At 41.3% G+C, this 25,155-nt stretch carries 15 protein-coding genes, 8 tRNA genes, 3 rRNA genes and 1 other annotated feature; of the genes, 18 read left to right on the top strand and 8 right to left on the bottom strand.

Annotation, left to right across the window (positions count from 1 at the left end):
- Window positions 1-95: 95 nt before the first annotated feature.
- Window positions 96-1,580, top strand: a complete 1,485-nt coding sequence (guaB, locus tag A5889_RS09005) for an IMP dehydrogenase (protein WP_087641576.1) — start codon at window positions 96-98, stop codon at window positions 1,578-1,580.
- A 38-nt stretch (window positions 1,581-1,618) separates the two neighbouring features.
- On the opposite strand, the gene A5889_RS09000 is transcribed toward guaB, so the two are convergent.
- From A5889_RS09000 to A5889_RS08985, 4 genes are all read right to left on the bottom strand, one after another.
- Window positions 1,619-3,115 carry a polysaccharide deacetylase family protein gene (locus A5889_RS09000; RefSeq protein WP_087641575.1) on the bottom strand — a complete coding sequence of 499 codons (1,497 nt, stop codon included), beginning with the start codon at window positions 3,113-3,115 and terminating at the stop codon, window positions 1,619-1,621.
- Window positions 3,116-3,228: 113 nt separating this feature from the next.
- Window positions 3,229-4,500: a serine--tRNA ligase gene (gene serS, locus A5889_RS08995; RefSeq protein ID WP_087641574.1), complete on the bottom strand. Its 1,272-nt coding sequence runs from the start codon at window positions 4,498-4,500 to the stop codon at window positions 3,229-3,231.
- Between the two features lie 165 nt (window positions 4,501-4,665).
- Window positions 4,666-4,878, bottom strand: a binding site (T-box leader).
- Between the two features lie 44 nt (window positions 4,879-4,922).
- On the bottom strand, window positions 4,923-6,074 hold the full coding sequence (locus tag A5889_RS08990; protein ID WP_087641572.1) for a sensor histidine kinase: 1,152 nt from the start codon (window positions 6,072-6,074) through the stop codon (window positions 4,923-4,925).
- The gene (locus tag A5889_RS08985) at window positions 6,064-6,753 is read right to left on the bottom strand and encodes a response regulator transcription factor (protein WP_087641571.1); all 690 of its coding nucleotides are present in this window, start codon (window positions 6,751-6,753) and stop codon (window positions 6,064-6,066) included. Before A5889_RS08985 ends, A5889_RS08990 begins: the two co-directional genes overlap by 11 nt.
- A 655-nt stretch (window positions 6,754-7,408) precedes the next feature.
- On the opposite strand from A5889_RS08985, the gene A5889_RS08980 reads away from it, so the two are divergent.
- The 17 genes from A5889_RS08980 to A5889_RS08900 all read left to right on the top strand — a co-directional run bounded on the left by A5889_RS08980 (window position 7,409) and on the right by A5889_RS08900 (window position 20,990).
- A 16S ribosomal RNA gene (locus tag A5889_RS08980) occupies window positions 7,409-8,968 on the top strand.
- A gap of 230 nt (window positions 8,969-9,198) precedes the next feature.
- Window positions 9,199-12,110, top strand: a 23S ribosomal RNA gene (locus tag A5889_RS08975).
- Between the two features lie 94 nt (window positions 12,111-12,204).
- Window positions 12,205-12,320, top strand: a 5S ribosomal RNA gene (rrf, locus tag A5889_RS08970).
- Together the 16S, 23S and 5S rRNA genes with 8 tRNA genes alongside form the textbook arrangement of a ribosomal RNA operon.
- Window positions 12,321-12,335: 15 nt before the next feature.
- Window positions 12,336-12,408 (top strand) — tRNA-Val (locus A5889_RS08965).
- Between the two features lie 6 nt (window positions 12,409-12,414).
- Window positions 12,415-12,487: transfer RNA gene (locus A5889_RS08960), tRNA-Lys, on the top strand.
- A gap of 12 nt (window positions 12,488-12,499) precedes the next feature.
- Window positions 12,500-12,581, top strand: a tRNA-Leu gene (locus A5889_RS08955).
- Between the two features lie 35 nt (window positions 12,582-12,616).
- Window positions 12,617-12,689 (top strand) — tRNA-Thr (locus A5889_RS08950).
- Window positions 12,690-12,696: 7 nt separating this feature from the next.
- Window positions 12,697-12,768 (top strand) — tRNA-Gly (locus tag A5889_RS08945).
- 14 nt (window positions 12,769-12,782) lie between these two features.
- Window positions 12,783-12,868, top strand: a tRNA-Leu gene (locus tag A5889_RS08940).
- Between the two features lie 30 nt (window positions 12,869-12,898).
- Window positions 12,899-12,972 (top strand) — tRNA-Arg (locus A5889_RS08935).
- Window positions 12,973-13,054: 82 nt separating this feature from the next.
- Window positions 13,055-13,128: transfer RNA gene (locus A5889_RS08930), tRNA-Pro, on the top strand.
- Window positions 13,129-13,291: 163 nt separating this feature from the next.
- Window positions 13,292-13,759, top strand: coding sequence for a CtsR family transcriptional regulator (locus tag A5889_RS08925; protein ID WP_087640448.1), 468 nt, complete (start codon window positions 13,292-13,294; stop codon window positions 13,757-13,759).
- 4 nt (window positions 13,760-13,763) lie between these two features.
- Window positions 13,764-16,253: an ATP-dependent Clp protease ATP-binding subunit gene (locus tag A5889_RS08920; protein WP_087640449.1), complete on the top strand. Its 2,490-nt coding sequence runs from the start codon at window positions 13,764-13,766 to the stop codon at window positions 16,251-16,253.
- Window positions 16,254-16,762: 509 nt separating this feature from the next.
- Window positions 16,763-17,683, top strand: coding sequence for a peptidase U32 family protein (locus A5889_RS08915; RefSeq protein ID WP_087640450.1), 921 nt, complete (start codon window positions 16,763-16,765; stop codon window positions 17,681-17,683).
- Between the two features lie 13 nt (window positions 17,684-17,696).
- Window positions 17,697-18,938 carry a peptidase U32 family protein gene (locus A5889_RS08910; protein WP_087640451.1) on the top strand — a complete coding sequence of 414 codons (1,242 nt, stop codon included), beginning with the start codon at window positions 17,697-17,699 and terminating at the stop codon, window positions 18,936-18,938.
- 92 nt (window positions 18,939-19,030) lie between these two features.
- Window positions 19,031-20,383, top strand: a complete 1,353-nt coding sequence (gor, locus tag A5889_RS08905; protein ID WP_087640452.1) for a glutathione-disulfide reductase — start codon at window positions 19,031-19,033, stop codon at window positions 20,381-20,383.
- Window positions 20,384-20,441: 58 nt separating this feature from the next.
- Window positions 20,442-20,990 carry a hypothetical protein gene (locus tag A5889_RS08900; RefSeq protein WP_087640453.1) on the top strand — a complete coding sequence of 183 codons (549 nt, stop codon included), beginning with the start codon at window positions 20,442-20,444 and terminating at the stop codon, window positions 20,988-20,990.
- 36 nt (window positions 20,991-21,026) lie between these two features.
- On the opposite strand, the gene A5889_RS08895 is transcribed toward A5889_RS08900, so the two are convergent.
- The 4 genes from A5889_RS08895 to A5889_RS08880 form a co-directional block, all read right to left on the bottom strand.
- Window positions 21,027-22,013 carry a polyprenyl synthetase family protein gene (locus A5889_RS08895; protein WP_087640454.1) on the bottom strand — a complete coding sequence of 329 codons (987 nt, stop codon included), beginning with the start codon at window positions 22,011-22,013 and terminating at the stop codon, window positions 21,027-21,029.
- A gap of 39 nt (window positions 22,014-22,052) precedes the next feature.
- Entirely contained in the window at window positions 22,053-22,613 is a 561-nt protein-coding gene (locus A5889_RS08890) for a Gx transporter family protein (protein WP_087640455.1), read from the bottom strand.
- A gap of 15 nt (window positions 22,614-22,628) precedes the next feature.
- Window positions 22,629-23,051, bottom strand: a complete 423-nt coding sequence (locus A5889_RS08885) for a NusG domain II-containing protein (RefSeq protein WP_087640456.1) — start codon at window positions 23,049-23,051, stop codon at window positions 22,629-22,631.
- A gap of 117 nt (window positions 23,052-23,168) precedes the next feature.
- A complete protein-coding gene (locus tag A5889_RS08880; protein WP_087640457.1) occupies window positions 23,169-25,103 on the bottom strand; it encodes an NAD(P)/FAD-dependent oxidoreductase in 1,935 nt (644 codons plus the stop codon).
- Between the last annotated feature and the right edge of the window lie 52 nt (window positions 25,104-25,155).

Genomic DNA, 25,155 nt, shown 5'->3' with positions numbered 1-25,155 from the left:
AAAGAAAATTTCTGTAAACAAAGAAATGCGGTTGACTTCACCATTATTATCTGTTATTTTCTTATATAAAATTAAATAGAGGAGTGGTCTGGAAAATGTCTAACTGGGAAACAAAATTCGCGAAAAAAGGTCTTACATTTGATGATGTATTATTGATTCCGGCAGAAAGTCACGTACTGCCAAACGAAGTAGATATGAGTGTGCAGCTAGCGAAAAATATCAAATTGAATATTCCTCTAATCAGTGCAAGTATGGATACAGTCACAGATAGTAAAATGGCGATTTCAATGGCGCGCCAAGGTGGACTAGGTGTTGTCCATAAGAATATGAGTATTGCACAGCAAGCAGATGAAGTGCGCAAAGTAAAACGTTCTGAGAGCGGAGTGATCATTGATCCATTTTTCTTAACACCGACGAATTTAGTAGCAGATGCTGAAAATCTGATGAGTAAATACCGCATTAGTGGTGTGCCTATCGTTGAAACAATGGAAAATCGTAAACTGGTTGGGATCATCACTAACCGTGATATGCGCTTTGTGACAGACTATCAAATGAAGATCGAAGAAGTCATGACGAAAGACAATTTAGTGACAGCCCCAGTCGGTACTTCTCTAAAAGATGCCGAAAAAATCCTACAAAAACATAAAATCGAAAAATTACCGATCGTTGATGAAAATAATCGTTTAAGCGGTTTGATCACGATCAAAGATATTGAAAAGGTGATTGAATTTCCGAATGCAGCTAAAGATGAACATGGTCGTCTTTTAGTCGCAGCAGCTGTAGGTGTAACGAGTGATACATTTGAGCGTGCAGAAGCTTTACTTGAAGCTGGTGCAGATGCGATCATCATTGATACTGCACACGGCCATAGTGCAGGAGTGATCCGTAAGATCAAAGAAATTCGTGACACTTTCCCAGAAGCGACATTGATCGCTGGGAATATTGCTACAGCAGAAGGTGCTAAAGCTCTTTATGATGTAGGTGTTGATGTTGTAAAAGTCGGGATCGGACCTGGTTCGATCTGTACAACACGTGTTGTAGCAGGTGTTGGCGTACCTCAATTGACAGCTATCTATGATGCAGCTTCTGTAGCCCGTAAATATAGCAAAGCGATCATTGCGGATGGGGGAATCAAGTACTCAGGTGATATCGTCAAAGCTTTAGCAGCGGGCGGACATGCGGTAATGTTAGGAAGTATGTTAGCTGGAACAGATGAATCTCCTGGTGAATTCGAAATTTATCAAGGCCGTCGTTTCAAAACATACCGCGGTATGGGTTCATTAGGTGCAATGGAAAAAGGATCAAGTGATCGTTACTTCCAAGGCGGCGTGAATGAAGCGAATAAATTAGTACCTGAAGGTATTGAAGGTCGTGTTGCTTACAAAGGCAGCGTAGCAGATATTGTCTTCCAGCTGATCGGTGGGCTAAAATCAGGTATGGGCTATGTTGGAGCTGCTGATTTGAAACAATTGCGAGAAGAAGCACAATTCATTCAAATGAGTGGAAACGGACTAAAAGAATCTCATCCACATGATGTTCAAATCACAAAAGAAGCACCAAACTACTCTGTAGAACAGTAGTATATACAATAAAAAACACCGTCCATTGGACGGTGTTTTTATTGTACAGGTCGTTCATCGTTAGATCCATAATACATATGCAAAGGTTTAGCCTTATTTCCTAACAATTGTTTAGATGGGATAATTTCATATCCTTCTGCACGTAAACGATCAATCACGATTGGTACGGCATCCACTGTTTCTGGATAAATATCATGCATCAAAATGATGGCATCATTGTATTCTGTATCATGTATGCGTTGAATGATTTTATCAATACTGTGACTTTGCCAATCTTGTGAATCAACTGACCATTGGATGATAGGCTTATTGATGATCGCTGCTGTTTCAGAATTTACAGAGCCATATGGAGGTCTAAAATCAGTAGGAAGTTTACCGATTGCCTGATAAATGACCTTATCTGTATTTTGAACTTCTGTTTTGACACGCTCTGTATCGATCGTTGTCAGCTGAGGATGTGAATATGAATGGCTAGCTACTTCATGACCTTCACTATCCGCTCGTTTGACGATTGCTTCATTTTTCACCACATTTTGCCCTAACATGAAAAAGGTTGCTTTCACGCCTTTTTCTTTTAAGATATCTAAAAGTTTGGGAGTCGTTTTTGGGTTTGGTCCATCGTCAAACGTAAGTGAAATGTACTTTTTGTTTGGATCTAAAGGCGTATCGAAAGCATCATTGATGGAAGCTGGATCGATAAACTCTGGGTTAACGTACTCAGCGATTTCTCTATATGCCAACGAGACTTCTTTTGATCCTGTTGCATTGTCAGGCAAATGAAAACTGATTTTATCGGGCCGATAAGTGAAGTGTGTGTCCGTTAAGGACATATTCGGCATCGATAAAACAGTATCGATAACCTTAGTCCCATCAGAGCTATCATCTAGTAATTTTTGTTTAATGACCTGTTGGACAGCTAATAGATTTGCTTCACTTGTAAAAAGATCGGTCAGTGTCAATTCCTGATTATTTTTCTGATTCACAAAATCTGAAGTAGCACAAGGCTCTTTCTTTTCAGACCAGGTCCTGTTTTTTTCATCCCAACTATAAATAGTCAACAGAGGTTGATAATTTTTTAATTGCGCGGTTACGTTGGACATAGTCATTTGTCCGACAATTTTAATAGGCTGTTGATTAGAATGTTTTCTTTTTACTGTATCGATCATTGTTGTTAGTTCGTCTTTCAGTGTTGAAAAACGAGGGATAGAATCCTTTTGGACCGGATCGTAAAGCAATGTTTGAATGTTGTTCGTTACTTCTGTATGCTCGGTGCTTGCTAGTGCAGCTTCTTTTTGATCTTGCCGAATCTTTTCTAAAAGCAAGGCTTCTTTTTTGTTAAAATCGCTGTCGTGCTCTTTCGTCGTTTCTTTGGCTGTCGAACGAGACTGATGAATGTGAGTGATATAAACACCGCCCCCAACTAAAAGAAGCGTGCTGGCAAATAGAGAAAGAAGGGCTATTTTTTTAGGCATATGTTGCTTTCGTCGTGCACGCCTACTATTGCGGGTACTATGTGAGTAGCTGTTTTTGTCCATGTGTAGTGCTTCCCTTATGTGATAGATTTATTTTCTTGCGATAAATCAAATGTAACATGCAGGATTTCTACTTTCAACAGGCTGCTGCTCAACTTAAGAATTTTTTTGTTCTTTTATTTGATCAATTTTAAGTTACCCATATATGGAACTAAAACTTCAGGTATTGTTACTGAACCATCTTCGTTTTGATAATTTTCTAGTATAGCAGCAACAGTACGACCGACAGCTAATCCTGATCCATTTAGTGTATGGGCATATTGAACTTTATCATTTTCATCCCGATAACGAATCATGGCACGGCGTGCTTGGAAATCTTCGCAGTTTGAGCAAGAGCTGATTTCGCGATAGGCATTTTGAGCTGGGATCCAAACTTCTAAATCATAGGTCTTAGCAGCTGAAAAGCCCATATCTCCAGTAGCAAGAGCCATTACACGGTAAGGTAAGTTCAATTTTTGTAGAATATCTTCCGCATTTGCTGTCATTTTTTCTAGTTCTTCATAAGAATGCTCTGCATCACTGAATTTTACCATTTCCACTTTATTAAACTGGTGTAAACGAATTAGTCCACGGGTATCGCGACCGGCGCTTCCTGCTTCAGAACGAAAAGAAGGGCTTAGTGCTGTAAAGTAAATAGGTAAATCTTTTCCATCTAAAATTTCATTATTATAATAGTTTGTTAAAGGAACTTCTGCCGTTGGAATCAGAGTCATATCAGTATCTTCTAATTGGAAAACATCTTCTTTAAACTTAGGAAATTGTCCTGTTCCAAACATTGAGTTACTATTAACGATATAAGGTGTCATCATTTCAGTATAACCATGATCATATACATGCATATCCAGCATGAAATTATATAATGCACGTTCTAAACGAGCACCTAAACCCTTATAGTAAACAAAACGGCTGCCTGCAACTTTTGCTCCACGTTCAAAATCAATAATATCCAAGTTCTCAGCAACATCCCAGTGAGGTTTTGGTTCAAAAGCAAAGCTTCTAGGCTCGCTCCAGCGACGAACTTCTACGTTATCCTCTTCATCCGCACCTACAGGCACGCTACTATGAGGCAGATTTGGCAAAGTAGTAGAAATTTCCTGTAGCTTAGTATCGATTTCTTCAATTTCAGTATCCAAGGCTTTAATATTGCCGCCAACTTCTTTCATTTCAGCGATTTTAGCTGCTGCATCTTCTTTGTTGCGTTTTAATTGTGCGATTTCAGCTGAAACATCATTCCGATATTTTTTTAATTCTTCTGCCTTTACTAATAAATTTCTGCGGCTTTCATCTAATCGTAAAAATTCTACCAATATTTCTTCTTTTACTCCGCGGGTTTTCAATTTTGCCTGCACATCATCAAAGTTTTGACGAATCATTTTTACATCTAACATAATTACTCCTCCTTAATATAAAAGCATAGCGGGCTTGTCCAGTCTCGGCAGAAAAATAGATCAAGGTGTTTTGACCTTATGTTATCTTTTTCTCCGAAAGGTTAGCTCATGAAACTAGGTAACTCAGTGGTAAAATAAAAAGCCACTTCATCCCCAGAAAAAAATTCTTGGGACGAAATGACTTGAATTTCGCGGTACCACCCAAGTTCAGCTATAAAGCTGCCCTTGTAAAGCAGATAACGGCTGCTGCCGATTTGACTTATTTCGCCAAATGCAATCATTAGAGACGGACTTCTCTATAGTAGAATATTTGCTCTCACCACCGCAAACTCTCTTGAATTCTAGACTATAAATACTTTTTCTCTTTGCTTGTCATTAGAATACAAAATTTTCATTTGAATGTCAACCTCATTAGAGAGCTGTCAGTTTCTCTTTAAGGGCAAATGGATAATAAAGGAAGTCCATTTATTATCGGACGTTGCATAAATATAGCCGCCATGTAGTGCAATGATGCTTTGCGCGATGGCTAGTCCCAAACCAGTGCCGCCAGTTTCTTGTGAACGAGATTCCTCTACGCGGTAGAAACGATCGAATAATTGATCTAGTGACTTTTTAGGAATAGGGGGACCATCATTTCTAACAGCAATAACAGCTTCAGTACCAACTTTCTCAACATCAATAACGATATTTTTGCCGCCTTTGCCATATTTCAACGCATTCGATAATAAGTTATTAAAGACACGAACAAGTTTTTCAGTATCTCCATCCATTTTGATAGAGGTAGGATCAGCATTGACCTGAATCGTCATATTATTTTTATCCGCTTCAAGCTCAAAGTCAGCAGCAAGCTGTTCGATCAACTGTGCCATATCGAAATTGATTGTATTGATCGGTACGGATGGCTGGCGAACTTTCGTATATTCAAAAAGATCATCGACGAGTAGCTTCATTTGTTTGGCTTTTACGTATGCAGTATGTGTATATTTCAGTAAATCCTCTTCGCTATGAAATTGTCGATCTTCGATCAAACCTAAATAACCTATAATAGAAGTAAGCGGTGTTCGAATATCATGACTGACGTTTGTAATCAATTCATCTTTTGATTTTTCTATTTTACGTTCATCTTCAATTGCTGCGACAGTACTATCTACTAAACCATTGATACTACTTACCACTTTCGATAAATCACCACTCAGCTCAAACGGAATCCGATGATCATAATTTCCATCTGCAATATAATGCAGTTCACTGATGATATGACGAAGCTGCATTTGACGGTAACGGCGGATCAAGCGCCAATACAAAACAGCAACATCCACTATAAAGAAAAGCGGGATGACAAATTTGCTTAAACTCCAGAATAGATCGGTGTTTAGTTCTTTAGCAAATGCACCTTTTGTGGTCCAAATAATTCCTTGTAGCGATTGACTGCCACTGAGTAGGACAGTAATTGAGACATTTAATAGAAGCAACAGGATAATAGTGACGATTCCTTCCGCTAATAATTCACTGATTTCCTTTGATGTTAAGGTAATTCTTTTTTGCTTTTCGATTTTCTTTTGTCTAACGAGCATCGATCTTATATCCAACTCCCCAAACTGTTTGAATGACTTTTTCTCCACCGGTTGCCTCTTCGATCTTATCTCTCAAATGACTAACGTGAACCATTACTGTTTTAGCTGAAACAATGCTTTCTTGCTGCCACACACGCTCAAAAATTTCATCTGCACTAAATACACGGTTAGGGTGACTAGCTAATAAGTAGAGAATACCAAATTCTAGTGCAGTTAGTTGGATTTCTTTGTCATCGACTGTTTTGACTTCATGAGAGTCTCTATTGATGATCAATGAGCCGACTTCTAGTATATCTGGCTCATCTGCTTTTTGCTGCATCTGACTACGACGTAAAATCGATTTAACGCGGGCCATTACTTCCAATGGGTTGAAAGGTTTTGTAACATAATCATCTGCGCCGGCAACTAAGCCTTTGATCTTATCCATGTCTGTTGTTTTTGCTGTCAACATGATGATCGGGATTTGCGATTCCTTTCTCAATTCTTTCACTACCTGCATGCCGTCCATGATCGGCATCATGATATCTAAAATCAACAAGTCAATATCAGATATCGTTCTAATCTTCGATAAAGCCTCTTTTCCATCATAAGCTTTGACCACTTCATAGCCTTCATTATGGATATAAATACTCAATAGTTCTACGATCTCTTTATCATCATCAGCAACCAAAATTTTCATATTATTATTTCCTCCATACTATATAGTAGAAATCTTCTCTTATATTCTAACAAAAAATAAAGAAAATTGACAAAAACAAGAAGAAGTTACGGGAAATTTAGAATCCATTACTAAAATTTAATAAATTGAGCGAAAACAGACGTATTTTATGCTAAAAACGAACGATAAAGAACAAAAGGAATAAAACAATCGGTAACGAAAAAAACTTCAAAAAAAATGTAATTTTTGATTGACCTGCGCGCCGAAACTTGGTATATTATTACATGTCGCAAGGCGAGCAACAAAAACGCTGAAACGACTGAAATAGAATAACAAATCAAGTTTTAAAAAAACTTGAAAAATCAGGAAGAAAGTTGTTGACAAATAACAAACAACCTGATAAACTAATGGAGTTGTCGCTGAAACAAACGACAACGCCAAGCAGAAAAAACTTTGAAACTTTTTTAAAAAAGTGTTGACATCAAATCGAAGATTTGATATGATATAAAAGTTGCTGCGAGGTAACAACGTAGACCTTTGAAAACTGAACAAAGTAAGACAAACCAAATGTGTAGGTTGTTTTCACAACGGTGAAAACAAACAATAATTTTTAACAAGCGAAGCAATATGCTAGCAAACAAATGAGCTTAACGATCGCAAGATCGTGTTCAACTTTTATTATGAGAGTTTGATCCTGGCTCAGGACGAACGCTGGCGGCGTGCCTAATACATGCAAGTCGAACGCTTCTTTTCTACCGAGTGCTTGCACTCATTTGAAAAGAGGAGTGGCGGACGGGTGAGTAACACGTGGGTAACCTGCCCATCAGAGGGGGATAACACTTGGAAACAGGTGCTAATACCGCATAACAGTCGACACCGCATGGTGTTGATTTGAAAGACGCTTTCGGGTGTCACTGATGGATGGACCCGCGGTGCATTAGCTAGTTGGTGAGGTAACGGCTCACCAAGGCCATGATGCATAGCCGACCTGAGAGGGTGATCGGCCACACTGGGACTGAGACACGGCCCAGACTCCTACGGGAGGCAGCAGTAGGGAATCTTCGGCAATGGACGAAAGTCTGACCGAGCAACGCCGCGTGAGTGAAGAAGGTTTTCGGATCGTAAAACTCTGTTGTTAGAGAAGAACAAGTAGGAGAGTAACTGCTCTTACCTTGACGGTATCTAACCAGAAAGCCACGGCTAACTACGTGCCAGCAGCCGCGGTAATACGTAGGTGGCAAGCGTTGTCCGGATTTATTGGGCGTAAAGCGAGCGCAGGCGGTTTCTTAAGTCTGATGTGAAAGCCCCCGGCTCAACCGGGGAGGGTCATTGGAAACTGGGAGACTTGAGTGCAGAAGAGGAGAGTGGAATTCCATGTGTAGCGGTGAAATGCGTAGATATATGGAGGAACACCAGTGGCGAAGGCGACTCTCTGGTCTGTAACTGACGCTGAGGCTCGAAAGCGTGGGGAGCAAACAGGATTAGATACCCTGGTAGTCCACGCCGTAAACGATGAGTGCTAAGTGTTGGAGGGTTTCCGCCCTTCAGTGCTGCAGCAAACGCATTAAGCACTCCGCCTGGGGAGTACGACCGCAAGGTTGAAACTCAAAGGAATTGACGGGGGCCCGCACAAGCGGTGGAGCATGTGGTTTAATTCGAAGCAACGCGAAGAACCTTACCAGGTCTTGACATCCTTTGACCACTCTAGAGATAGAGCTTTCCCTTCGGGGACAAAGTGACAGGTGGTGCATGGTTGTCGTCAGCTCGTGTCGTGAGATGTTGGGTTAAGTCCCGCAACGAGCGCAACCCTTATTGTTAGTTGCCATCATTCAGTTGGGCACTCTAGCGAGACTGCCGGTGACAAACCGGAGGAAGGTGGGGATGACGTCAAATCATCATGCCCCTTATGACCTGGGCTACACACGTGCTACAATGGGAAGTACAACGAGTCGCTAGGCCGCGAGGTCATGCAAATCTCTTAAAGCTTCTCTCAGTTCGGATTGTAGGCTGCAACTCGCCTACATGAAGCCGGAATCGCTAGTAATCGCGGATCAGCACGCCGCGGTGAATACGTTCCCGGGCCTTGTACACACCGCCCGTCACACCACGAAAGTTTGTAACACCCGAAGTCGGTGAGGTAACCTTTTGGAGCCAGCCGCCTAAGGTGGGATAGATGATTGGGGTGAAGTCGTAACAAGGTAGCCGTATCGGAAGGTGCGGCTGGATCACCTCCTTTCTAAGGAATATTACGGAACTACACGGTTCGTCAACACTTTGTTCAGTTTTGAGAGGTCTACTCTCAAACGATTGTTCATTGAAAACTGGATATTGAAGTAAAAAAAGTAATCAAAACAAACCGAGAACACCGCGTTGAAGAGTTAATTAATTAATTGTTCGAAGCTTATTTTATTGACCAACCTTCTATCGCTAGAAGAAGTAGTCAAGACCCAACCGCAAGGTTGACAAGGTTAAGTGAATAAGGGCGCACGGTGGATGCCTTGGCATTAGGAGCCGATGAAGGACGGGACTAACACCGATATGCTTTGGGGAGCTGTAAGTGAGCTATGATCCAGAGATTTCCGAATGGGGGAACCCAGCATCTTTTATAGGATGTTACTTTCCAGTGAATACATAGCTGGTTAGAGGTAGACGCAGAGAACTGAAACATCTAAGTACCTGCAGGAAGAGAAAGAAAATTCGATTCCCTGAGTAGCGGCGAGCGAAACGGGAAGAGCCCAAACCAACAAGCTTGCTTGTTGGGGTTGTAGGACTCCGATATGGTAGTCTGTCAGGATAGTCGAAGGACTTGGAAAGGTCCGCCAAAGTGGGTAATAGCCCCGTAGACGAAATTGTGACAGCACCTAGGAGGATCCTGAGTACGGCGGAACACGAGAAATTCCGTCGGAATCCGCGGGGACCATCCCGTAAGGCTAAATACTCCCTAATGACCGATAGTGAACCAGTACCGTGAGGGAAAGGTGAAAAGCACCCCGGAAGGGGAGTGAAATAGATCCTGAAACCGTGTGCCTACAACAAGTTCGAGCCCGTTAATGGGTGAGAGCGTGCCTTTTGTAGAATGAACCGGCGAGTTACGATTGCATGCGAGGTTAAGGTGAAGAGCCGGAGCCGCAGCGAAAGCGAGTCTGAATAGGGCGAATGAGTATGTAGTCGTAGACCCGAAACCATGTGATCTACCCATGGCCAGGTTGAAGGTGTGGTAAAACGCACTGGAGGACCGAACCCACGTACGTTGAAAAGTGCGGGGATGAGCTGTGGGTAGCGGAGAAATTCCAAACGAACTTGGAGATAGCTGGTTCTCTCCGAAATAGCTTTAGGGCTAGCGTCGAAGTTGAGAATGATGGAGGTAGAGCACTGTTTGGACTAGGGGCCCATCTCGGGTTACCGAATTCAGATAAACTCCGAATGCCATTCATTCATATTCGGCAGTCAGACTGCGAGTGATAAGATCCGTAGTCGAAAGGGAAACAGCCCAGACCACCAGCTAAGGTCCCAAAATAACTATTAAGTGGAAAAGGATGTGGGGTTGCACAGACAACTAGGATGTTGGCTTAGAAGCAGCCACCATTTAAAGAGTGCGTAATAGCTCACTAGTCGAGTGACCCTGCGCCGAAAATGTACCGGGGCTAAATAGTTTACCGAAGCTGTGGATCACACCTCTGGTGTGATGGTAGGAGAGCGTTCTAAGGGCGTTGAAGGTCGATCGTGAGGACGGCTGGAGCGCTTAGAAGTGAGAATGCCGGTATGAGTAGCGAAAGACGGGTGAGAATCCCGTCCACCGTATGACTAAGGTTTCCTGGGGAAGGCTCGTCCGCCCAGGGTTAGTCGGGACCTAAGCCGAGGCCGATAGGCGTAGGCGATGGACAACAGGTTGATATTCCTGTACCAGTTGTTTTTGTTTGAACAATGGAGGGACGCAGGAGGCTAAGGAATGCATGCGACTGGAAGTGCATGTCCAAGCAGTAAGTCTTGAGTAGAGTCAAATGCTTTACTCTGTACGGACAAGCTGTGATGGGGAGGGAAATAATAGTACCGAAGTTCCTGATGTCACACTGTCAAGAAAAGCTTCTAGTGAGAAAACAACTGCCCGTACCGTAAACCGACACAGGTAGTCGAGGAGAGTATCCTAAGGTGAGCGAGCGAACTCTCGTTAAGGAACTCGGCAAAATGACCCCGTAACTTCGGGAGAAGGGGTGCTGACTTCGGTCAGCCGCAGTGAATAGGCCCAAGCGACTGTTTATCAAAAACACAGGTCTCTGCAAAATCGAAAGATGAAGTATAGGGGCTGACGCCTGCCCGGTGCTGGAAGGTTAAGAGGATGGGTTAGCTTCGGCGAAGCTCAGAATTGAAGCCCCAGTAAACGGCGGCCGTAACTATAACGGTCCTAAGGTAGCGAAATTCCTTGTCGGGTAAGTTCCGACCCGCACGAAAGGCGTAACGATTTGGGCACTGTCTCAACGAGAGACTCGGTGAAATTTTAGTACCTGTGAAGATGCAGGTTACCCGCGACAGGACGGAAAGACCCCATGGAGCTTTACTGTAGCTTGATATTGAGTGTTTGTACCACATGTACAGGATAGGTAGGAGCCGATGAAACCGGAACGCTAGTTTCGGTGGAGGCGCTGGTGGGATACTACCCTTGTGTTATGAACCCTCTAACCCGCAGCCCTAATCGGGCTGGGAGACAGTGTCAGGTGGGCAGTTTGACTGGGGCGGTCGCCTCCTAAAAGGTAACGGAGGCGCCCAAAGGTTCCCTCAGAATGGTTGGAAATCATTCGCAGAGTGTAAAGGCAGAAGGGAGCTTGACTGCGAGACTTACAAGTCGAGCAGGGACGAAAGTCGGGCTTAGTGATCCGGTGGTTCCGCATGGAAGGGCCATCGCTCAACGGATAAAAGCTACCCTGGGGATAACAGGCTTATCTCCCCCAAGAGTCCACATCGACGGGGAGGTTTGGCACCTCGATGTCGGCTCGTCGCATCCTGGGGCTGTAGTCGGTCCCAAGGGTTGGGCTGTTCGCCCATTAAAGCGGCACGCGAGCTGGGTTCAGAACGTCGTGAGACAGTTCGGTCCCTATCCGTCGCGGGCGTTGGAAATTTGAGAGGAGCTGTCCTTAGTACGAGAGGACCGGGATGGACTTACCGCTGGTGTACCAGTTGTTCTGCCAAGGGCATTGCTGGGTAGCTATGTAGGGAAGGGATAAACGCTGAAAGCATCTAAGTGTGAAGCCCACCTCAAGATGAGATTTCCCATTTCTTTAAGAAAGTAAGACCCCTCAGAGATGATGAGGTAGATAGGTTGGAAGTGGAAGTGCAGTGATGTACGGAGCGGACCAATACTAATCGGTCGAGGACTTAACCAAAAGAAATAAAATAAATGATCTTGGTAAGTAGTGATTACAAGCTTCAATCCAGTTTTGAGTGAATCATCACTCAATTGAATACAACAACACCCAGTGTGGTGGCGATAGCGAGAAGGATACACCTGTTCCCATGCCGAACACAGAAGTTAAGCTTCTTAGCGCCGATTGTAGTGAAGGGTTTCCCTTTGTGAGAGTAGGACGTCGCCGCGCTAAACGTGTTGTATTGGAGGTTTAGCTCAGCTGGGAGAGCACCTGCCTTACAAGCAGGGGGTCAGCGGTTCGATCCCGTTAACCTCCATTTTTTGAGCCGTTAGCTCAGTTGGTAGAGCATCTGACTTTTAATCAGAGGGTCGCAGGTTCGAGCCCTGCACGGCTCATAGAAATATTTTGCGGGTGTGGCGGAATTGGCAGACGCACTAGATTTAGGATCTAGCGCCTTACGGCGTGGGGGTTCAAGTCCCTTCACCCGCATATTTTAAGTCTCGTTGATAAACTTGGCGAAATACGCCGGCTTAGCTCAGTTGGTAGAGCATCTGATTTGTAATCAGAGGGTCGAGGGTTCAAGTCCTTTAGCCGGCATCAAACTGCGGAAATAGCTCAGTGGTAGAGCACCACCTTGCCAAGGTGGGGGTCGCGGGTTCGAACCCCGTTTTCCGCTTAGCTTGTTCATTCGCCGGGGTGGCGGAACTGGCAGACGCACAGGACTTAAAATCCTGCGGTGAGTGATCACCGTACCGGTTCGATTCCGGTCCTCGGCATTCATCACAACTTTGCTTGAGATGACATTAGCACCCATAGCTCAACTGGATAGAGTGTTTGACTACGAATCAAAAGGTTAGGGGTTCGACTCCCTTTGGGTGCATAGTTAAAGGTTTGACTGCGAGTTAGAAGGTAAGTAACACAGTTCCTTTTAATCGTTTAGTCTTTTTTTATTATTATAATTGCGGGAAGTAGCTCAGCTTGGTAGAGCACTTGGTTTGGGACCAAGGGGTCGCAGGTTCGAATCCTGTCTTCCCGATTAAAAGAACAGAGTATGCTCTGTTCTTTTTTGTTATATATTTAGTTTGTAATTTCCTAAATATATTTACCTTTTCTTAGTTAATTAGGCATTCTCCTTTATTAAACAGTTGAAATTGGGTATAATTAAGGTCAGTATTAGTCAAGGGAAAAGGATGAGGACTATGAGTAATCAAAATACTTCAGATTTGATTGAAGCATATTTAAAGAAAATTCTTGAAGAAAGCAGTAAAATTGAAATTCGCAGGGCCGAAATGGCTCATTTATTCAATTGTGTTCCTTCCCAGATTAATTATGTGATCAATACTCGTTTCACGATTCAACGTGGCTATTCAGTTGAAAGTAAGCGTGGTGGTGGCGGTTATATCAGAATAGCTAAAGTACAAATATCTGATAGTGACCAGTTGCTGAAACAAATTGCTCAATTTACAGGGAATGAACTTTCGGAAAAAGACGCACTAATTTTTATACAGAAGCTCTATGAAGAAAAAGTTGTTACAAAACGAGAAGGAAACTTAATGCTGTCGGTGCTTGGAAAACAAGTCTTAGATAAGGCAGGACCAGATGAAGATTATTTACGTGCTCAATTGATGCATTCATTTTTAGAACGTTTGAGTTACGAGGAGGAATGATAGTATGGACGAATTATTTACAGAAAGTGCCAAGGCAGTCTTAGCCATCGCACAAGAAGAAGCGAAGTATTTTAGGCATCAATCTGTAGGTTCTGAACATTTGCTTTTAGCATTAGTACTGGAACCAAATGGAATTGCTGGAAAATCTTTACGCCAGTTGAATGCTAATAAAACAGATATACGTGAAGAAATTGAACAATTAACTGGGTACGGAACAGTTAAAGCATATCCGAAAGGAACCTATTTGCCTTATTCCCCTCGTGCAAAACAAGTTTTTGCCTATGCCGGCGATGAAGCAAAACGTTTAGGAGCTCCTAATATAGGCACTGAACATATTTTGTTAGGCTTATTACGCGATGAGGATATCCTTGCTTCACGTATTTTATTGAACTTGGGATTAAGTTTATCTAAAATGCGTCAGCTGTTAATGAAAAAAATTGGGATTACAGATCCCCAAATGAGTGGAAATGTTGGGCGCCGACGTAATAATCAAGCACAAAAAGCAGCACCTAAAGGAACTCCAACATTGGATTCGTTAGCTCGTGACTTGACTAAACTAGCACGTGAGAATGATTTAGACCCAGTTGTCGGACGTTCTCAAGAGGTCAGACGGCTGATCCAAATATTAAGTCGTCGTACCAAAAATAATCCAGTTTTAGTTGGTGAACCTGGTGTAGGTAAAACGGCAATTGCTGAAGGCTTAGCACAAAAAATTGTTAATGGTGAAGTGCCGGACGATATGCAGGAAAAACGTTTGATGATGCTGGATATGGGTGCTCTTGTTGCGGGAACGAAATATCGTGGTGAATTCGAAGATCGTTTGAAGAAAGTGATTGACGAGATCTATCAAGATGGAGAAGTGATCCTCTTTATTGATGAGCTGCATACATTGATTGGTGCAGGTGGTGCAGAGGGTGCGATCGATGCTTCAAATATCTTAAAACCAGCGCTTGCTCGTGGAGAATTACAAACAATTGGTGCGACTACATTAGATGAGTACCAAAAATATATTGAAAAAGATTCTGCTTTGGAACGTCGTTTTGCGAGAGTTCAAGTGGATGAACCAACATCAGAAGAAGCAGAAGAGATTCTAAAAGGCCTACGTTCTCGCTATGAAGAACATCATGGCGTTGAGATTACAGATGATGCCTTACATGCAGCAGTTCAGTTATCTGTTCGTTATATCAATTCTCGTCAATTACCAGATAAAGCGATTGATTTGATGGATGAATCAGCTGCTAAAGTTCGTCTAGACTTAGCAGATGAGCCTTCTGAAATTAATGAGTTGCGCTTAGATTTAGCGAATCTAATCAAGGAAAAAGAAGAAGCAATTCAGTCACAATCGTTCGAAAGTGCAGCAAGATTACGCCAAAAAGAGAAAAAAATGGCTAGAAAGCTTGAAAATATTTTATTATTAGAACAAAAAGAAGCGTCTGGTTATGCAAATCAAGTCACTGAACAAGATGTGGCAAATGTTGTGTCACAATGGACAGGTGTGCCATTACAGCAGCTAGAGAAAAAAGAAAGCGAGCGCCTGCTCGAATTAGAAAGTATCTTACACCACAGAGTTGTTGGTCAGGATGAAGCTGTTCAAGCTGTATCGCGTGCAATTCGTAGAGCCCGCAGTGGCTTGAAAGATCCGAATCGTCCAATTGGTTCATTTATGTTCCTGGGACCTACTGGAGTTGGTAAAACAGAATTAGCAAAAGCGTTGGCTGAAACAATGTTTGGCAGTGAGGATGCACTTGTGCGTGTAGATATGTCCGAATTTATGGAAAAATATAGTACAAGTCGTTTGATTGGCTCCCCTCCAGGTTATGTTGGTTATGAAGAAGGCGGACAATTGACGGAAAAAATTCGTCAAAAACCTTATTCAGTGATTTTACTTGATGAAGTAGAGAAAGCTCACCCAGATGTATTCAATATCTTGTTACAGGTATTAGACGATGGACACTTAACTGATTCTAAAGGTCGAAAAGTCGATTTTAGAAATACTATTTTAATTATGACTTCAAATATTGGAGCAACGGCTATCCGTGAAGAAAAAAATGTTGGGTTCAACGTGAAAGACTTATCGAAAGACTACGATGCTATGCAAAAACGAATCATGGAAGAATTGAAAAAAGCATTCCGTCCAGAGTTTTTGAACCGTGTGGATGAAACAGTTGTTTTCCGTTCATTAGATCAGGAAGAAATTCATGAGATTGTGAAGATTATGAGTAAATCGATTATTCAGCGCTTGAAAGAGCAAGAGGTGAATGTGAAAATTACTCCTGCTGCAATCGAAGTGATCGGTAAGGTTGGTTTTGACCCAGAATATGGTGCGCGTCCAATTCGCAGAGCATTACAAAAAGAAGTGGAAGATCGTTTGAGTGAAGCATTGCTTTCAGGTCAGATCCATTTAGGTGATAAAGTAACGATTGGCGCAAGCAAAGGAAAAATAACGTTGAATGTAAAAACGCCAAAAATAGAGCAGGTTTTACAGGAAGTATAAAAAATGACTATTAAGATATCGAGACGTTGTTCATGACACGTCTCGGTATTTTTTCTTTTTAAGTAATAAAGGATCGCAAGAAACTATTTTGTGAAAAATCAACGTTAAAATGAAGAGAGACTATTGGAAAGTTTGTGAACCTGTGCTACTATGAAACAGTTGTTAGAAGAATATAGAACAATAGATAAAGAGAACTTGAAGCTGGAGTGTAATTTGTTTAGGTAGAGCTAGAGAGAAGATCGTTCGACTTTTAACTTGTTTAATTTCATGAACTAGCATCTCGGAAAAAAGAAAACATTTGTCCGCGATGAAGAGCATCATAAAAAATGTTTCTGTTTTTCAGTTGATGCTGATCAGGTTCATTCAAGCTTTACATTATCTAGCTTCATGAGCTAGCCCTTCAGAAAAAAGATAAAAATGGATTGCGGCGAAAAGTACCGCCTTCAATTTTTCCTATTTTTCAATCAGGGCTGAACGAGCTCATTCAGCTTTTATAAGGAGGATTCAAAATGATTGAACTTATTGCAACAGCTGAGTCTGTTGAACAGGCGGAGGCGTTATTGGCCGTAGGCGTGGATACGTTATATATAGGAGAAGAGACATTTGGGTTACGTTTGCCGACGTCGTTTTCTCGTGATGATCAGCGATCGATCACTGAAATGGCTCATCGTATGGGGAAAAAGGTAACGGTTGCCCTTAATGGGATCATGCATCCGGAAAAGATGAAAAAAGTGCCGGAGTATTTGGCTTTTCTAAAAGAGATTCAAGTGGATCAATTAACAGTTGGTGATCCAGGAGTTGTTTTTGTTTTACAGCGTGATAAAGTGAATATTCCCTATATTTATGATGGCGAAACATTGGTTACAAGCTCGCGTCAAATCAATTTTTGGGCAAAGCGTGGATCGATCGGTGCGGTATTGGCTAGAGAGGTTCCGTTTGAAGAGATGAAAGCCATGAAGGATAATTTGATGGTACCTGCCGAAGTGCTTGTGTACGGTGCAACGTGTATTCATCAATCGAAACGTCCGTTACTGCAGAACTACTATAATTTCACCAAGAATGATGAATCTGTGAGTAAGGATCGGGGTTTATTTATATCTGAGCCTAAAAAGGAAGAAACACACTATTCTATTTATGAAGATAGCCATGGTACACATATCTTCGCGGATAACGATGTTAATTTAGCCGGAGAATTAGATAAGTTATATGAGAACGATTATACGAAATGGAAACTGGATGGTATTTATGCTCCAGGTGAAAATTTTGTAAAGACAGCTAAGATTTTTGCAGATGCAAAAGAAAAAATCGAACAGGGCAGCTGGTCCAGTATAGAAGCCCAAAAAGCGATCGAACAGATCGAAGCATTGCATCCTGAAAACCGCGGTTTAGATATCGGATTCTTTGATTTAGATCCAGATGAGATAAAATAAGGAGAAAAGAGACATGACAAACGAACGAACATTGAAGCGTCCCGAAGTATTAGCACCTGCTGGGACGCTAGAAAAACTAAAAACAGCCATTCATTATGGTGCAGATGCCGTGTATATCGGCGGAAATGCCTACGGGTTACGTAGCCGTGCCGGTAATTTTACAAAAGAAGATATGATCGAAGGAGTAGCTTTTGCAAAAGAGCACAATGCGAAAGTGTATGTCGCAGCAAATATGGTGACACATGAAGGCAATCAAGAAGGTGCTGGTGACTTTTTCCGTGAGATACGCGACGTCGGTATTTCAGCGGTAATCGTTTCAGACCCAGCTTTGATTGAAATTTGTGCAACAGAAGCACCTGGTTTACCGATCCATTTATCGACACAAGCTTCAGCAACGAACTATGAGACATTAGAGTTCTGGAAAAATGAAGGGCTTGAGCGCGTCGTTTTAGCCCGTGAAGTGTCAATGGAAGAAGTTGCGGAGATCCGTAAAAATACAGACGTTGAAATCGAAGCGTTTATCCATGGAGCTATGTGTATTTCTTATTCCGGCAGATGTACATTATCCAACCATATGTCGATGCGTGATGCGAACCGCGGCGGCTGTTCTCAATCATGCCGCTGGAAATACGAGTTGTACGATATGCCTTTTGGCGGAACACGTACGAGCTTGACAGATAAAGGTGAAGTGGAAGAAGAATTTTCGATGAGTGCGGTCGATATGGCAATGATTCAGCACATTCCCGAACTGATTCAAAATGGTGTCGATAGCTTTAAGATCGAAGGAAGAATGAAATCGATCCATTATGTTTCGACGGTAGCAAATGTGTATAAAAAAGCTGTGGATACATACATGGAAGATCCTGAAAATTATGAATGTAAACAAGAATGGATCGACGAGTTATGGAAAGTTGCGCAGCGTGAGCTGTCTACTGGTTTTTATTACCATGTACCAACAGATGAGGAACAATTATTTGGTGAACGCCGTAAAATTCCACAATATAAGTTTATTGGGGAAGTCATGGCGTATGATGAAGAAACAAAAGTAGCAACGATCCGCCAAAGAAATCATTTTAGTGTTGGCGATGAGGTCGAATTTTATGGACCTGGGTTCAATCACTTCCATCAAACAGTAGAAGTTATGTATAATGAAGATGGTGAGTCGATTGATCGCGCACCAAACCCAATGATGATTTTAACGATGCCGGTTGAACAACCTGTAGCAGTTGGGGATATGATCCGTAAGAAAAAATAAATATCAACCATTAAGAGTGTGTAGCAAAACAGTTTTTCGTTTTGTCCCACACTCTTTCGTTAAAGTGTCTGATGAAGGAGGATTTTGAAAGAATGGTAAAACAATATGATTACATCGTGATCGGCGGCGGCAGCGGTGGTATCGCTTCTGCGAATCGTGCCGGAATGCACGGTGCAAAGGTATTATTGATCGAAGCAGGAGAGATTGGCGGAACCTGTGTGAATGTTGGCTGTGTGCCCAAAAAAGTCATGTGGCAGGCAAGCTCAATGATGGAAATGATGAAGCGGGATGCTGCTGGTTACGGTTTTGATGTCGATGTTAAAGCGTTGGATTTTAAAAGATTAGTTCAAAATCGTGAGTCATATATCGATTTTCTGCACGGTGCTTACTATCGTGGCTTAGATAGCAATCATGTCGAAGTTTTAGCTGAATATGCGACTTTCGTGGATGAACACACAATCAAAGCAGGAGAAGATACATACACAGCTCCTCATATTTTGATTGCTACAGGGGGTCGTCCGAAAAAACTAGGAATCCCTGGAGAAGAGTATGCGATCGATTCAAATGGGTTCTTTGCTTTAGAGGAATTACCAAAACGAGTAGTGTTTGTCGGAGCGGGTTATATTGCTGCAGAACTTGCAGGTACGATCCACGGATTAGGTGCTGAAACGCATTGGGCTTTTAGAAAAGAACGTCCTTTGCGTAGTTTTGATGAGATGCTTTCTGAAAAAGTAGTTGAACATTATCAACAAGACGGTATGCATATTTATCCTAACTCAACGCCACAGTCGATTGAAAAATTAGCTACAGGTGAGTTAGTGATCACCTTTGAAAATGGCACAAAGATCACTGCAGATAGTGTCGTTTTTGGTACAGGTCGTCAGCCAAATACAGACAAATTAGGTCTTGAGAATACACAAGTTGAACTAACAGAAAAAGGCTATGTAAAAGTCGATAAATATCAAAATACGACACAGAAAGGTATCTATGCAGTTGGTGATGTCATCGGCAAAATCGATCTAACACCGGTTGCGATTGCGGCAGGTCGCCGTTTATCTGAGCGCTTATTTAATGGAAAAGAAAATGAGTATTTAGACTATGAAACGATTCCGACTGTTGTTTTCACACATCCGCCAATTGCAACAATTGGGTTGACTGAAACAGAAGCTGTTGAGAAATATGGTAAAGAAAATATCAAGATTTACAAATCAACGTTTACCCCAATGTACTTTGCGCTAGATGAATATCGCCAAAAATGCGATATGAAATTAGTTTGTGCTGGTAAGGAAGAAAAAATCGTTGGATTACATGGCATTGGTCTTGGTGTGGACGAAATGCTGCAAGGATTCGCGGTAGCGATCAAAATGGGTGCAACTAAGAAAGATTTCGATAATACAGTGGCGATCCATCCAACGGGCTCAGAAGAGTTTGTAACGATGCGATAAGTTGATGAGGCAAAATTGATTTTTAGTTTTGCCTCGTTTTATTTTAAAGAGGAGTAATATGATATTTCTAACTAGTTACATTAAGAAAATGGGTCAAAAAATGATTGCTCTAGGACTGTTTTTGTTGGGAGCGTTAGTTCTTGGAATATTTTTGCTGTTTATTTTTGGAAAGATCAGCTTATCGAACATATCTATAATCGATCTATTTATCGGTTGTTTATTTGCTTTCTTTTTACCTGGTGCTATTTGGAGTATTTTTCTTATTGGACCGTTCTTCAAAACAAGGAAACAAATCCAAAAATATCTTCAAGAATCCTCAATGGAAAAACAGCAGGATTTACAAAAGCTTTTACAAAAGGAAGTGTCGGATAAAGAAATTAGATGGCATCTACAAGGACGTTATGGAGAGTATTTTATGCTCTTGTTACCAGATATTGTTATCGATAGAACTGATATTATAACGTGCAAACGAAACGGTACAAAGAATTATAGGAGATATGGGAAGTACTATCGAGTAGTATTTATTTTAAAAAATGGACGGAAGCAAATAATCGATTGCCCAACAAACAAAGGTGTAGATGCTATCATGCGGTGGTGGAAGAACTAAAAAAACAGATCAGTCTATTTTTGACTGATCTGTTCTTTAATTTTGCCTCACAAGAATAGCTTGTGTGATCTCTAGCAACTGTTTTTTTGCATCTGTGGTAGTTTCGGGCAATTTAGTAATACCTTTCAATGCTTGCTGTGTATATTTTTCAGCAAGTTTTTGTGCTTTTGAGACACCACCAAAAGAATGAACAAGTTCATAAATTTTATCTGTCTCATTGTCTGTCAGGTTTTCTCCTTTTTCCAGATAAGGCAGCAGTGTTTCTCGACCTTCTTCTAATGCGTATAGTAGCGGTAAGGAGTAGACACCTTGACGAACATCTTCAAGAACGGGTTTTCCAATTTGCTCTGTACTTTGTGTATAGTCAAGTACATCGTCGATAATTTGAAATGCAAGGCCGATATTTTCTCCTATTTTCCCACAGTTTTTTGCAAAACGTTCAGAACTGCCACTTTCATAAGCACCAACAAAACAACTTAGTGAAAAAAGTTCAGCAGTTTTTCCAGAAATGTTTTCTAAATATTGATCGATCGTCATATCGACATTGTAGCGATTATCCATTTGCCCCAGTTCGCCACTCAAAATTTTTTCCATACTTCTAGAGTTTAGCTGGATGCTTTTTAAAGAAGAGGAATAGTCAGCCAAAAGCTTAAAACAACTAACGAATAAATAATCACCTGCATAAACAGCTGTACTGTTGCCAAATTGAGAGCGGATCGTGGGTAAGCTTCTTCTAATATCAGCTTCATCTACAATATCATCGTGAATCAATGTTGCAGTGTGCAGTAATTCGATGGCTGCTGCTAAAGCAATAGCTTTTTTCGCGTCTCTTTGTTCTCCAAACTGTGAGAAAAGTAATTGATACGCAGGACGTAGTAATTTACCGCCAGAGTGGATCATCGACATAACTGCTTTTTCGACGTCTTTATTTTTTAAATTGACATTGCTGTCCATTAGTTTTAATGTGCTATTCAATTCTTTTGCTAGTTCAGGGTAGTTTTTCCACATTGGATGAATATTCATAAGATGACTCCTTTGGTTGTACTCACTTAAATCAAATGGTTACTGGAAGTATTGACTCCATTTATGTTTTGTTGTTGATTCATAGTTTAATTGAAACTGTCGCAGTGTTTGAACATGACGGAGTAGATAATTAGCTGCAATTCCGATAGCAATACCAGATAATAGACCGATAAATGAAAGGAATGGCAGATAAAGCATCGGTGCCCATGATTGCGCGAAAAAGCAAGTGGTCAATAGCTGCCCAACATTATGCAAAAAACCGCCTGCAGCACTGATACCAATGATACTCACACGTTTTGGACCCAGCTGCATGATAAGAAGCATGCCTAAATAACTAAGTAAGGCGCCACTAGCACTATAGAAGAACGTAGATATCGTCCCGCCTAGTAGTGTGGTCAAAATCAATCGCATACAGACTAAAAAGAAACTGTCTCTTTTTCTCATGGTAAAAATGGCAATGATCGTAATCAAGTTAGCTAAGCCAAGTTTCGCTCCGGGTGCAAAAGCAAAAGGATAAGGGATCATGTTTTCAATAAGTCCAATGATCACACCTTGAGCGACGAGCATGGAAATGTATATGTTTTTTTGTAATTTGTTCATAATTAGCGGCAGTACTTAATAAATCAAGCTGCCATCTTCACTCCCATCAGAAGCCTCAACGGTGATAAATAAATTATGCGGCAGACAAGCGATCGGTGTTTCACCTGCTTTAGATATCCAGCCGCGCTGGACACAGATTTGATCTCCGCAATTTGTTTCTAACATCCGAATTCTATCTCCGCTGACTTCTATCAAATTATAATCACCATCAGCTGCTTCATATTTATATGTATAAGTAGGACCGTCTTCTTTTAAATCAAAAACTTTGATTACTTCGCCGTCTACTTTTAGAATGGCTTGTTTAGTCGCATCTTCTTGAGCAGTATTTTGAATACTAAAAACAACAAGGGGCAAGAAAGAACCGAGTGTCAGAAGTATAATAATGGCAATATCCCAAGGACGTATATAACTTTTTTGAATAAATTCTTTTATATTCAACTCTTTCCTCTCCTTCATAGTTTTTAGTTGTCTTTATTCTATCATAAGGATAAAAGAAAGTTCTAGGAGTAAACCTAGAACTCTCTTATGCGTTTGTTATAAAAAATGGGTAATTATTTATTTACTGCCGTATCTGGATTTAGGTGTACCATACCACCATTTACCAAGGGTACGTTGCAACCAAGGGATCACCCAACGGTCTAATCCAAGTGCACGACCTGAACCGTTCATCAAAGCGAATGCCACAAAGATAAACCAAACATTTACCCAGTAGAACATACCTGATAAACAGAATGCAATAGTTAAACCAATTGTTGCTGCACTACTTAACCAAGTAAATAGACCTGCAATCAATGCTAAGGCAATCAATACTTCGACGATCGTCATGAATTTTTGCATGAACAATGCAACTTCTTGGTTAGGCATCATGAATTTCATCACGCTTTCAAACCATTTTGGCATATGATCGAAGACTTGCATTGGTTGTTCGCCGTAAGCATAGCTTAAACCAAAGTGTGCTGCTTGAGTCGCTGTATCAGCTGCAGCATCGGCACCAGCACCACTTGCGGCAGTCGTTGTTTCAGCTGCGGCAGAAGCACCTGTTGTTACTTGTTCTTGTAGCCAAGGGAATGGGAACACAACTTTATCTGTGAACCAAGATCCGTCGCCAAACCAAGTGCTTGGTTTCAAGTAATCACCAGTTCCGACAATTTTCTTCATTGATTCTACTAGCCAAACCATACCATAGAATACACGTAACGGTACGCTCCACAACACGTTGCCATAACGTGAAGAATGTCCACGAGTTACGTTACGGTCATCTTTGATATGGAAGAACTCATGCATGATATATTGGAACATGTAGTAACCAGAACGAATATCAAAGAAATATTTCAAGTTAACGATGTGTTTCATGATAATTGCTAAGAAACCGCTAAGGTGAACCTTATCAAATAAGTTAGCAACACCCCATTTAGAGCCGACAGAAACCATGAATCCTTGATAATTACCTTTAAATGCGTGTTTTTCGCCGCCTTTGATATCTGCAACGATGTTTGCAGCAGCAGTATGACCTGTTTGTTCAGCTGCTTGTACGATTTGAGGTGTAGGCGTATTTGGAGTTTCTTCGTAATAAACCAAGTCACCTACAATATAAATGTTTTTATCTTCGTAGCCTTTTGCTTGCATGAATTCATTCGCAACCAAGCGATTTCCACGTGCAGCTTCTAAACCAAAGTCAGCTGCATCTGAAGTTGCTTTAACACCTGCAGTCCAAATCAATGTATGAGTTGGAACAGTTGAACCATCTTTTAATTTGATATGGTCAGCTGCAACTTCAACGATTGGTGCGTTAAGAAGAAGTTGTACATTTTTCTTTTCTAGATAACGTTCAGCTTTGGCAGCATCGTTACGAGATAACATGTTCAAGATTGTCGGCATTGCTTCAACGACCATTAGCGTAAATTCGCTAGGATCTAATTTGAATTCTTTTGCAAGACGATCTTTCCAGTCGATTAGTTCACCGATCATTTCGATCCCAGTAAAGCCTGATCCGCAGACAACGAATGTCAGCATCGCTTTACGAATTTCTGGATCTGGTTCAATTGCTGCTTTTTCAACAGTTTCCAAAATATGTTCGCGAATTTTCAGAGAGTTTTCAAAAGACCATAGAGTAAATCCATGTTCTTTAACACCTGGAGTACCAAAGTCATTTGGCTCGCCACCCATGCCGATGATCAATTGATCAAACTCATAAGAACCTAATTTTGTTTGAACAACTTTTTTGTCTTTGTCGATACCAGTTACAGTGTCTGTGACAAGTTTTACATTCTTCTTACGTGAAAATAAACGTTGTAGATCGTATTGAATCGCTTCAGGTTCAACACGTCCGCCTGCTACTTCGTGCAGCTCAGTCATCATGGTGTGGTAAGAATGACGATCAATTAGAGTAATCTCAACGTCAGAGTCTTTTTTTAATTTTTTTGCTAAAAATTTAGTTGCTGAAACGCCAGCATACCCAGCTCCCACAACGACAATTTTTTGCTTTGTCATTGATAATCCGCTCCTTAAATAAATGAAATGAAAATGATAATAATTACACAAT

This window comes from Enterococcus sp. 9D6_DIV0238 (assembly GCF_002174455.2).
GTDB classification, from domain to species: domain Bacteria; phylum Bacillota; class Bacilli; order Lactobacillales; family Enterococcaceae; genus Enterococcus_L; species Enterococcus_L dunnyi.
Note: the sequence above shows the minus strand (reverse complement) of the source record. Positions and strands in the feature narration are given on the sequence as shown.

What these genes read in the sequence shown, in the direction of transcription:
- guaB (WP_087641576.1), top strand. Translation starts at nt 96, where the DNA reads ATGTCTAACTGGGAAACAAAATTCGCGAAAAAAGGTCTTACATTTGAT.
- A5889_RS09000 (WP_087641575.1), bottom strand. Translation starts at nt 3,115, where the DNA reads ATGGACAAAAACAGCTACTCACATAGTACCCGCAATAGTAGGCGTGCA.
- serS (WP_087641574.1), bottom strand. Translation starts at nt 4,500, where the DNA reads ATGTTAGATGTAAAAATGATTCGTCAAAACTTTGATGATGTGCAGGCA.
- A5889_RS08990 (WP_087641572.1), bottom strand. Translation starts at nt 6,074, where the DNA reads ATGCTCGTTAGACAAAAGAAAATCGAAAAGCAAAAAAGAATTACCTTA.
- A5889_RS08985 (WP_087641571.1), bottom strand. Translation starts at nt 6,753, where the DNA reads ATGAAAATTTTGGTTGCTGATGATGATAAAGAGATCGTAGAACTATTG.
- A5889_RS08925 (WP_087640448.1), top strand. Translation starts at nt 13,292, where the DNA reads ATGAGTAATCAAAATACTTCAGATTTGATTGAAGCATATTTAAAGAAA.
- A5889_RS08920 (WP_087640449.1), top strand. Translation starts at nt 13,764, where the DNA reads ATGGACGAATTATTTACAGAAAGTGCCAAGGCAGTCTTAGCCATCGCA.
- A5889_RS08915 (WP_087640450.1), top strand. Translation starts at nt 16,763, where the DNA reads ATGATTGAACTTATTGCAACAGCTGAGTCTGTTGAACAGGCGGAGGCG.
- A5889_RS08910 (WP_087640451.1), top strand. Translation starts at nt 17,697, where the DNA reads ATGACAAACGAACGAACATTGAAGCGTCCCGAAGTATTAGCACCTGCT.
- gor (WP_087640452.1), top strand. Translation starts at nt 19,031, where the DNA reads ATGGTAAAACAATATGATTACATCGTGATCGGCGGCGGCAGCGGTGGT.
- A5889_RS08900 (WP_087640453.1), top strand. Translation starts at nt 20,442, where the DNA reads ATGATATTTCTAACTAGTTACATTAAGAAAATGGGTCAAAAAATGATT.
- A5889_RS08895 (WP_087640454.1), bottom strand. Translation starts at nt 22,013, where the DNA reads ATGAATATTCATCCAATGTGGAAAAACTACCCTGAACTAGCAAAAGAA.
- A5889_RS08890 (WP_087640455.1), bottom strand. Translation starts at nt 22,613, where the DNA reads ATGAACAAATTACAAAAAAACATATACATTTCCATGCTCGTCGCTCAA.
- A5889_RS08880 (WP_087640457.1), bottom strand. Translation starts at nt 25,103, where the DNA reads ATGACAAAGCAAAAAATTGTCGTTGTGGGAGCTGGGTATGCTGGCGTT.